Here is a 9,745-nt window from a genome sequence, read left to right on the forward strand (position 1 = left end):
CCCGGCGCCCGAGACGAGTCCGCAGGCAGGCGTGCCGCGCGCCCGTCTGGTCGAATTCACCATGCGCTCCGCAGACAGCCGGATCTATCCGGGCATCGCACGCGACCCCGGTACGTACGGGACCGTCGATCCGGCCGATCCCTCCCGGCTGATCGTCACGACCAGTCGACCGGCACCGTACACGCGGACCGTCACCGTGTACGTCCCGCAGCAATACGTTCCGGGCACGGCTGCGCCATTCATCGTCGGCACCGACGGTCCCGATCCGCTGCTTTTCACCGCCCTGGACAATCTGATCGCACAGGGGCGTGTGCCGGTGATGATCGCGGTTTCCATCGGCAATGGAGGCGGCGACGCGCAAGGCAGCCAGCGTGGACTGGAGTACGACACGATGTCCGGACGCTACGCCGACTTCGTCGAAGCGGAAGTGCTGCCGGAGGTCGAGAAGCGAGCTCAGGTGAAGCTCACACAAAATCCTGAGGGACGCGCGGCGATGGGCTGCAGCTCCGGAGGGGCCGCAGCGCTCATCATGGCGTGGTATCGCCCCGACCTCTATCGCCGCGTGCTGTCGTACTCGGGGACTTTCGTGAATCAGCAGTGGCCGCGCAGCGAAGAGACGCCGCACGGCGCGTGGGAATTCCACGAACGGCTGATTCCCGAGAGTCCGCTCAAGCCGATCCGCATCTGGCTGCAGGTCGGCGACGGCGATTTCCTCGACCCCGGCGTCATGCGTGACGGCATGCACGACTGGGTGCTCGCGAACGAGAGAATGGCGCACGTGCTCGCGGCCAAGGGCTACCGCTATCAGTTCGTGTTCGCGCGCAACGCCGGCCACTGCGACTTCGCCACGAAGCTGCAAACGCTGCCTGCCGCCCTCGAATGGCTGTGGCAGGGCTACCAGGCGTCGGCGCAGTAGTACCTTGCGTCTGCATCCGCCCCTACGGAAAGGCGGGAATCGTCGGTTCAGTGCCCTCGACCTGGGCGGTTGGGTGATGCTGCCTGATACGTTCGCTGATGTCGTCGACGCGCGCGAGTGGCACATCGACCATGAGCAGGAGTTCACCCTGATCGATCGCCTGCTCGAACCTCCTGAGGCGCGTGTTGCCGACGTTTAGGCCGATCATGCCGCCGACCCAAGCGCCGATCCCGGCACCCGCCAGACTCGATGCGAGGATGATTCCACCGGCGATTACCACTGCACCCGGAGTCAAGGCGATCCCCACCAAGCCGGCAAGCAACCCCGCCACGCCGCCCTGCGCCACCCCACGTTCGATCGCCGGAATGAAGTCCGATTTCTGCCTCATTGTTGCCTCCGGTAAGTCCTCGAGCGGCGTCCCCCGTTTGGCGAGTACGTGAATGTGCTTCTCATCTATGCGCGCAAGCAGCATGTCGTCCACCACTCTGCGCGCGACCTCGACGTCCGGTACCAGGCAGTAGATTCGTCTTAGCATCGCGTGTCCTCCTCTCCTTTGGAGCGGGCGAAGAGCCCCCGCTTCCCGTACCTCTTCTTCAAGGATAGGTCGCGCTAGCGCACCTTGCCGTCAATTCGTTGAAGTCGACGTGTTGCAAATTGGCTCCTCGTTGGGAAAAGACAACGCGAAACCACTGCCCCTGCTGAAGTAGAATTTGCGTCCCGCAAACAGGGAACTTTTATCGTGTGTAACTTCCGTTTCGGCGCGATGTTTTGCGTGTGCCTGGTTCTCGCCGGCTGTGCGACGCGGCCGGTCAATCCACGCATCGAGAACGCCGATAGTGCCATCGGCTACCGCCTCACTGCCCATCACCCGAAGTTCAAGGAACAGCAGAACCTGGTCATCCTCGCGTTCTCGGGTGGAGGAACGCGCGCCGCTGCGTTCTCCTACGGCGTGCTGGAGTATCTCCACAGCACCGAAGTCATCGGCCCCAAGGGCAACAAGACGCGGCTCCTGGACCACGTCGACCTCATTACCGGGGTGTCGGGCGGAAGTTTTACGGCGCTGGCCTACGGGCTGTACGGCGAGCGGCTGTTCGACGAATACGAGACACGCTTCCTCAAGCGAAACGTCCAGGGCGAGATCATCGCGCGCACCTTCTCCCCTTCCTACTGGGGCAACCTCTGGTCCCGGGGATGGGGGCGTTCCGAGCTGGCAGCCGATCTGTATGACGAAATCCTCTTCGACGACGCCACGTACGGTGACCTCCGCCGTAAGGAAGGTCCGTTCGTTCTCGTGTCGGCGACCGACATCTCGACAGGCGGGCGCTTCGGCTTCAGTCAGCTCACCTTCGACATCATGTGCTCCAATCTCGATGACGTGCGGCTGTCCCGTGCCGCGGCGGCTTCGTCGGCGGTGCCGGTCGTGCTGTCCTCGCTCACCTTCAACAACTACGGCGGCACCTGCGGGTTCGTCGCGCCGGACTGGACGAGGCTCTTCCTCGATTCGGAAAAACCGCCGCGTCCGGCGGCGCGCGCGCTGCGCTCCATGCGCACCATGGAGACCTACGGCGACGGCAAGGAGCGTCCGTTCATCCACCTCGTGGATGGCGGCGTGTCGGACAACGTGGCGATGCGCGGGGTGCTGGAGTCGCTCGAACTCATGGAAGCCCTGCACTACATCGGCGAGCCGACGCCGCTGGATAACGTGCACCGCATCATTGTCTTCGTCGTGAACTCGCTGTCCTCACCGCCCACGTCGTGGGACAAGTCCGAGAAGCCACCCGGCATGATCGAACTCATGCTGAGGTCGGCGGGCGTACCCATCGATCATTTCTCGTACGAGTCGATCGAGCTTCTCAAGGACATCGGGGCGCGCTGGAACACCATGAAGCTGATCCGCAACTCGCCCGCGATCGCCAACAGCGGTGATCCGAGGCTCACCGCCGCCGTACGCGGGCCGGACATCGAGATCTACGCCATCGACGTGTCGTTCGCCGCGCTCCGGGAATCGTACCCGGCGGAGTTCGCGTACCTGAACGAGCAGCCGACTTCGTTCGTGCTGCCACCGGAAGCAGTCGATCGCCTGCGCGCGGCGGCCGGCAAGATCATCGCCGATTCGCCCGATTTCAAGCGCCTGTTGAAGGATGTCGGTGCGACGATCGTGCCGCCGGCAGTACCGCCCGTTCAGGCGGCCGGCAAGTTGGGCCACTGAGGAGCGGTCCCGTTGACTGACACTCCCGCCTCCTGGCGAACGGTGGTTGCCGGAAGCTCGTTTGCACTCGCGCTGGCACAGCTCGTCGGATGCGCCGGCGCGAGCACCCAAGCCGTCGCGGAGACGACTTCGGTCGCACGCATCACCGGAACGATCACCTATCGCGAACGTGTCGCGCTGTCACCCGATGCGCTCGTCAAGGTGCAACTGGTGGATGTGTCGCGGACCGATGCGCCTGCCGTCGTGCTCGGCGAAGAGGTCGGCCCGGCGGCCGGACGGCAAGTGCCGATCGCTTTCGATATTTCCTACGATCCGGCGAAGATCGAACCCAGGAACACGTACGCGCTGCAAGTGCGCATCGAGGAGGGCGGGAAGCTGCGCTTCATCAGCGACCAGCGCTACGCGGTCATTACGCACGGTGCACCGATGCACGTCGACATGGTGCTGAAGGCAGTCGCGGCAGCACCGCGCTGAGGGGAAGGGGAGAGCGTTTTACCGCGCGGTGTTCTGCCGCCCCCTCAGCAGCACCAGCACCGCACCGGCACCACCGTCGACCGGGCGCGCCTGGCAGAAGGCAAGGATTTCCTGCCGCTGAGCGAGCCAGAGCGCCGTCTTCGACTTGAGCACCGGCTCGCCGTTGACGGATCGCAATCCGCGTCCGTGAATGATGCGCACACAGCGCCAGCCCTCGCGCAGACACCGCTGCAGGAAGGCGACGATCGCTTCGCGCGCCGCGGCCACGGTCAGCCCGTGGAGGTCGAGTTCGCCCTGCACCACCCAGTGTCCGCGCCGCAGCCTGCGCAGCGTCTGACGGGATAGCCCGTCGCGCACGAAACCCAGTTCCGCGCCGGATTCGAAGCCGTCCTCGAGGGGGGAGGCATCCGACAGACTCTCCGCGAGAATCTCCTGCTCCGTCCGCATGCGCTGCAGCGGGATCGGGTCGACACGTCGCGGCGGGTGCAGCACCCGGTCCGTCGGCTTGATCGGCGTCACGTCGCGCAGCGCCTCGCGCAACAGATCGAGCGCGTCGGCGTCGTCGTCGGATGCGGGCGGCAGCGGTTTCATCGGCGGCAGGAACGGCACGCGCCTCAGCCGGCGTGCTCCTCGAGATATCGCTGCGCGTCCAGCGCTGCCATGCAGCCGCTGCCGGCACTCGTCACCGCCTGGCGGTAGACGTGGTCCTGCACGTCGCCGGCGGCGAACACGCCTGGGACGCTGGTTGCCGTGGCGTCGCCCCGATTGCCGCCGCGCGTGATGATGTACCCGTTCTGCATTTCGAGCTGTCCCTCGAAGATGCCGGTGTTCGGCGTGTGCCCGATGGCGATGAACACGCCCTGCGCTGCAAGCTCGCGCGTCTCGCCGGTCTTCGCGTGGCGGACGCGCAGCCCGGTGACGCCGGACTTGTCGCCGAGCACCTCGTCGAGCGTGTGGTCCCACTCGATCGAGACGCGGCCGGCCTTTACCTTTTCCATCAGCTTGTCGACCAGGATCGGTTCGGCGCGGAACTTGTCGCGCCGGTGCACGACCGTCACGTGGCGGGCGATGTTGGAAAGATAGAGCGCTTCCTCCACTGCCGTGTTGCCGCCGCCGACCACGGCCACGTCCTGGCTCTTGTAGAAGAAGCCGTCGCAGGTCGCGCAGCCGGAGACGCCCTTGCCCATGAATGCCTCTTCGGACGGCAGGCCGAGATACTTCGCCGACGCACCGGTGGCGATCACCAGCGCATCGCAGGTGTAGGTGCCCTGATCACCCTCCAGCTTGAACGGCCGCGACTTGAGATCCACGGTGTGGATGTGGTCGAAGATGATCTCGGTGCCGAAGCGCTCCGCGTGCTGCTGGAAACGCTGCATCAGTTCCGGACCCTGGACGCCCGTGGCGTCGGCCGGCCAGTTGTCGACATCGGTGGTCGTCATCAGCTGGCCGCCCTGGGCGAGGCCGGTGATCAGCACCGGTTTCAGGTTGGCGCGGGCGCCGTAGACAGCGGCGGTATAGCCGGCAGGGCCGGAGCCGAGGATGAGCAGTCTGTCGTGTCGGGTCGGGGTGTCCATGATCTCCGGTCGAACGTTTGGGAGGGCGATGCTCCGCAATCTAGCAGGCCAGGCGCGATTTTTCACGCCCGGCGCAATGCGGGCATCGGCGCGTGGCGTCCGACTTATCGAGACGGGCGGGGCGTGCTAACCTGCGGCCCCCTGCACGCCGTCGACGCCTCATGTCCATCGTAGACAGCCAGACCATCGCCGACCACCACCTCGCCTGGGTGCGCCAGGAATGCGCGAGCCTGCCTTTCACGCCGTGTCTCGCCACGTTGCTCTACACGCCGGCGGCAGATGCCGCTTCGGTGCAATACCGCAATCTCGTGTTGAAGGATGCCGCTGCGGTGGGCTGCGCGACGCGCTCGCTCGACGCAGCGGACGCGGACGCACTCCACCGCTGCATCGGGGAGGTCAACGCCGATCCCGCGGTGCATGGCCTGGTCGTGCTCTATCCGTTGAAGAGCAGCATGCGCGACGAGGACATCATGGATCTCGTCGTGCCGCACAAGGACATCGAGGGGCTGCATTCGATCAACCTGGGCTACCTCATCAAGTACAAGGTGTTCCTCGACGAGGCGCGAACCCGCAAATGCGTGGTGCCGGCGACGGCGAAGGCGGTGGTGAAGGCGCTGCAGTGGTATCCGCAGGTCACGATCCGCGGCGCCTTCGTGGCGCTCGTCAACAACTCCATGCGCGTCGGCAAGCCGCTCGGCCTCATGCTGGAAAACCTCGGCGCGACCGTCGTGAAGTGCTATCACCTGACGCGCCCGCAGGATCTCGAGGACTGCGTGCGGCGTGCCGACATTGTCGTCACCGCCGTTCCCGATCCGGCGTTTGCGCTCGATCCGGCGTGGGTGCGGCCGGGGGCGGCGGTCTTCGACGTTTCGTATCAGGGCAACGTCGACGTGCGCGGGCTCGCCGGGCGCGCCGCGCTCTACACCGTCCCGGACAACCGCCTCGGCCGCATCACGCGGGCGATGATGCTGGTGAACCTGGTCTACTGCGCAAAGTCCTGCAGGCCGGCGTCCTAGCGCGTCGACAAGGTCACGGCGGCGTGCCGAACAGCATGCCCACCCCGGCGGTGACGGCCATCGCCAGGGCGCCCCAGAAGGTCACGCGGATGGCGCCCGGCGCGATCGGCGCACCGCCAACCCAGGCTGCCAGGCCGCCGAGAACCGCGAGCGCCACCAGCGAGGCGGCCGCGACCGTGGGAATCAGCAGTGAAGCCGGCGTCAGTGCGATGGCGAGAAGAGGCACGGCAGCGCCGGCCGAGAAGCTGCAGGCCGAGGCGAAGGCAGCCTGCATCGGTCGCGGGCGCATGGCCTGCGAGATGCCGAGCTCGTCGCGCGCGTGAGCGCCCAGCGGGTCGTGCGCCATCAACTGCACTGCCACTTCGCGGGCCAGCACCGGATCGAGGCCGCGCCGGACATAGATCCCGGCGAGCTCCTGGCGTTCGCCTTCGACGTCGGCGTTGAGTTCGGTGCGTTCGCGCTCGAGTTCTGCCCGCTCGCTGTCGGCCTGCGAGCGCACCGACACGTATTCGCCCGCCGCCATCGACATGGCACCGGCGGCGAGCCCGGCCAGCCCGGCGACGAGGATGCTCTGCTGCGTCGCCTGCGCTGCTGCCACGCCGACGACCAGGCTCGCCGTCGAAACGACCCCGTCGTCGGCGCCGAGCACGGCCGCGCGCAGCCAGCCGATGCGATCCGTGTAATGCCGTTCGCGATGGCGCCGCACAGGACGACCCTGAACTTGGCGATGCTGACAGCCGGCGCCTGCGTTCAGGCAATGCGCAGCTGCGCGAGCGAAGCCTTCGCCGCGCCGCCGCCGATGTCGGGCGTGATCGCAAGTTCGAGCACCGTAACGCCAGCGAGCTGCACGCGGTGATCCTCAGTCTCGGTGGTCGCGCCGCTCGGACTGAAGTTCCACTGCTGCCGCACGATGTCGCGGAAGGACTGACCGCCATCGGCAGACCAGCGCAGCACGTACTCCTGTGTCCGCTCCACCTCGGTCTCCACGAAGTCGACCCGGATCCAGCGCAGCCGCTGTGGGTGATCGAAGAGAACGCGGATCGTCTGCCGGCCGGCTTCGGCCGCGCGCCAACCGGCGCCCTTGCCGGGAATCAGTGCGGCGTCGATGGGGTGGGCCGGATCTTCGGACGTGATCTCCACCTCCGCCAGATCTTCCACGTTCAGCCAGTCCTGCTCCGGCGGGACGGCGCCCTGCCGGGATTCGGTGATCATTCGCTTGCGCATGCTGTTTCCTCCTGTGTAAGGGTGCGGCTGCCGGTGTGTGCAGCGTTTCGCCCCACTACTTCTTCGCGTAATCGGCGATCTTCTGCGAGAGCTTCGCCATCAGGCTGGCGAAACCTTCGCGCTCCATGATGCTCGTGTACTGCGCGCGCTTGAGCGCGAGATCGCTGATGCCGTCGGCGATGATGTTGACGATGCGCCAGCGGGTGCCGTCCGGGCTCACGATGTAATCGAACTTCACCGGCTCGCCCTTGGGCACGAGCAGCGTGTAGCGCACGATCGAGCGGTCGGCACGCGCGCTCTCGATGCCGTCGTAGCGGAAGCTCTGCCCGTCGTAGGCGTTGAACTGCGACGCGTAGGTGGCGATGCTCAAGTCGGTGAGCTTCGCGACGAAGGCATCGCGCTCACCCGGCGCAAGGCTGTTCCAGTACTTGCCGAGCACCGACTTCGCGATGACGTCGAACTGGAGCGCCTCCTTCACCACGGGCGCGAGTTTCCTGTAACGCCCCTCGTAGCCGAGGCGCTTCGCGTCCCGCATGACCTCGATCAGCGTGGCGTTGAGTTTGTCGGCGCTCTGGCGCTGCGGCTCCGCCGATTGCGCGATGGCGGTCTTGCCAGCTGCGATCAGCAGAAGCACGAGAAGGAAATTGAGGAATCGCATATTGTCCGGGCGCTCGAGGCTGCGGAAGTATCTGCGGCATCGGCGCGGGGGTCAAATCAGCGCCGGTGCGCTGGTCCGCGCCTTCTTCGTAGATTTCGGTATGCATGCTGCAGCCAGGTGAGCAGGCTCGGCAGCACCAGCAGACTGCACAGCAGGGTGGTCACGATGCCGACGGTCAGCACCATTCCCATGCTGGCCATCCCGCGGTGCATGGAGACGGCGAGGCTGCCGAACGCGCTCACGTTGGTGAATGCGGACAGCAGCACGGCGAAGGCGGTGCTGCTGTGGAGCACGAGGCCGTCCGCCGGCGGGGCGGTGCGAAACCGGTGCACCATGTGGATGCAGTTGTCGACGCCCATGCCGAAGACCAGTGGCAGCGCGATGATGTTGGCAAAGTTGAAGTGGATGCCGAGCAGCGTGATGAGGGCACCGGTGAGGAGCGAGGCGAGGACGAGCGGAGCGAGCACGAGCACGACGTCGACCTTGCGTTCGAGCGTGAGGAGCAGCACCAGCGTGATCGCCACCAGCGCGTAGGCGAAGGCTTCGAGAAAAGCGCGCACGACTGCGGCGCCCGATTCGAGATAGACCACCGGCAAGCCGGTGGCATGCGGCGCCACGGCGCGCACCTCGGCGACGAAGCGCTGCATCGCCAGCCCGTCGTGGAGATCTTCCTTCGGCTTGATTTCCACGCGATGCAGGCCGCCCGGCGATATCCAGCGCGCACGGAAATCCGCGGGCAGCTCGGTCGCGTCGACGCGGTGTGCATGCAGCGCGTCGGAGAGCTGCGCGAGCTGGCGGTCGAGGGAGCCGAGGAGGCTCGTCGTGACCCCCTGCAATTGCGCACCGCGCGCGGCGGGAGGCAAGTCGTCGATGCGCGTAAGCAGTCGCCCGAGTTCGCGCTCGAGCTCCCGGCCAGAGGGCGCGTCCGCCGCGTCGGGATGCGCGGCGAGATAGGCCGCGAGCACGCTGTGGAAGTGGCGGATTGCATCCTCCTGCTCGGCGGCGGTGGGCGCAGGCTTTCTTTTCGCGCTGTCGAGATCGGACCCGAGGGTGAGCGAGAGCTCGTCGATCAGCGCGAGCTTCTCGTCCTGATGTGTCGGCACGAAATCATCGAGCGTGCGGACCTGGGCAACGGTGGCGAGCCTGGCCAGTCGGGGGGCCACCGTGGCGGCCTCTTCGGCGGTCGGCGTCAGCACGGAAAGCGACCAGGGGGAGCTGCCGCTGTCGTGGAGCAGTTCGCGGAAGGTGCGCACCGATTCCGCCTGTTGATCCAGGAGATTGAGCGGATTGTGGTCGAACTGCGCGTGGTGCAGCCCGAAAAGCGCGAGTAGTCCGAGCGCGCCGGCGACCGCCAGCACCGCCCGGGAATGCCGCGCGGGAAAGGCCATCGCCGTCAGGAGGAAACGCGGCAGTGGCCGCGCATGACCGTGTCGTCCCCGGTAGCGCACCGGCCGGCGCAGGCACAGCAGTGCCGGGAGCACGGCCAGCGTCACGATGAGGCTCACGAACATGCCCACGCCCGAGATGATGCCGAGCTCCGCGACCCCGGCGTAGCTCGTCGGCACGAAACAGAAGAATCCGATCGCCGTGGTGAGGGTGCCGATGCCGAGCGAGCCGGCCACATGCAGCGTGGCGCGCTCGAGCGCGGCGCGATGCGCGGGGAGCACGGCGGCA

At 66.6% G+C, this 9,745-nt stretch carries 11 protein-coding genes; 4 read left to right on the top strand and 7 right to left on the bottom strand.

The genetic code is table 11. The features are described 5' to 3' along the window. Positions 1 to 916, top strand: a 916-nt coding sequence (locus JNK68_05410; protein MBL8539793.1) for an esterase family protein, incomplete at its 5' end; no start/stop codon positions are given. A 22-nt stretch (positions 917 to 938) separates the two neighbouring features. Here JNK68_05410 and JNK68_05415 read toward each other — a convergent pair. Further along, positions 939 to 1,451, bottom strand: coding sequence for a DUF1269 domain-containing protein (locus tag JNK68_05415; GenBank protein MBL8539794.1), 513 nt, complete (start codon positions 1,449 to 1,451; stop codon positions 939 to 941). Between the two features lie 228 nt (positions 1,452 to 1,679). Between JNK68_05415 and JNK68_05420 the strand changes: the two genes are divergently transcribed. Together JNK68_05420 and JNK68_05425 are read left to right on the top strand one after the other, a co-directional pair. Next, complete coding sequence (locus JNK68_05420; protein ID MBL8539795.1) at positions 1,680 to 3,125, top strand: patatin-like phospholipase family protein; 1,446 nt, start codon at positions 1,680 to 1,682, stop codon at positions 3,123 to 3,125. A 42-nt stretch (positions 3,126 to 3,167) separates the two neighbouring features. Then, positions 3,168 to 3,599 (top strand): YbaY family lipoprotein, encoded by a 432-nt coding sequence (locus JNK68_05425; GenBank protein MBL8539796.1) that lies wholly within the window; start codon positions 3,168 to 3,170, stop codon positions 3,597 to 3,599. An 18-nt stretch (positions 3,600 to 3,617) separates the two neighbouring features. Here JNK68_05425 and JNK68_05430 read toward each other — a convergent pair whose 3' ends face one another. Together JNK68_05430 and trxB are read right to left on the bottom strand one after the other, a co-directional pair. After that, the gene (locus tag JNK68_05430) at positions 3,618 to 4,190 is read right to left on the bottom strand and encodes a Smr/MutS family protein (protein ID MBL8539797.1); all 573 of its coding nucleotides are present in this window, start codon (positions 4,188 to 4,190) and stop codon (positions 3,618 to 3,620) included. Positions 4,191 to 4,213: 23 nt separating this feature from the next. Next, positions 4,214 to 5,173, bottom strand: coding sequence for a thioredoxin-disulfide reductase (gene trxB, locus JNK68_05435; protein ID MBL8539798.1), 960 nt, complete (start codon positions 5,171 to 5,173; stop codon positions 4,214 to 4,216). A gap of 161 nt (positions 5,174 to 5,334) precedes the next feature. On the opposite strand from trxB, the gene JNK68_05440 reads away from it, so the two are divergent. Next, positions 5,335 to 6,189 carry a bifunctional 5,10-methylenetetrahydrofolate dehydrogenase/5,10-methenyltetrahydrofolate cyclohydrolase gene (locus tag JNK68_05440; protein ID MBL8539799.1) on the top strand — a complete coding sequence of 285 codons (855 nt, stop codon included), beginning with the start codon at positions 5,335 to 5,337 and terminating at the stop codon, positions 6,187 to 6,189. 13 nt (positions 6,190 to 6,202) lie between these two features. On the opposite strand, the gene JNK68_05445 is transcribed toward JNK68_05440, so the two are convergent. The 4 genes from JNK68_05445 to JNK68_05460 all read right to left on the bottom strand — a co-directional run. Next, the gene (locus tag JNK68_05445; protein ID MBL8539800.1) at positions 6,203 to 6,895 is read right to left on the bottom strand and encodes a VIT family protein; all 693 of its coding nucleotides are present in this window, start codon (positions 6,893 to 6,895) and stop codon (positions 6,203 to 6,205) included. Positions 6,896 to 6,939: 44 nt separating this feature from the next. Further along, a complete protein-coding gene (locus JNK68_05450; protein ID MBL8539801.1) occupies positions 6,940 to 7,413 on the bottom strand; it encodes a carbohydrate-binding protein in 474 nt (157 codons plus the stop codon). Positions 7,414 to 7,468: 55 nt separating this feature from the next. Further along, entirely contained in the window at positions 7,469 to 8,071 is a 603-nt protein-coding gene (locus tag JNK68_05455; GenBank protein MBL8539802.1) for an ABC transporter substrate-binding protein, read from the bottom strand. 56 nt (positions 8,072 to 8,127) lie between these two features. Next, positions 8,128 to 9,745 (bottom strand): MMPL family transporter (locus JNK68_05460; GenBank protein MBL8539803.1); only part of this gene is annotated, 1,618 nt, incomplete at its 5' end.

The organism is Betaproteobacteria bacterium (assembly GCA_016791345.1).
GTDB lineage: Bacteria > Pseudomonadota > Gammaproteobacteria > Burkholderiales > JAEUMW01 > JAEUMW01.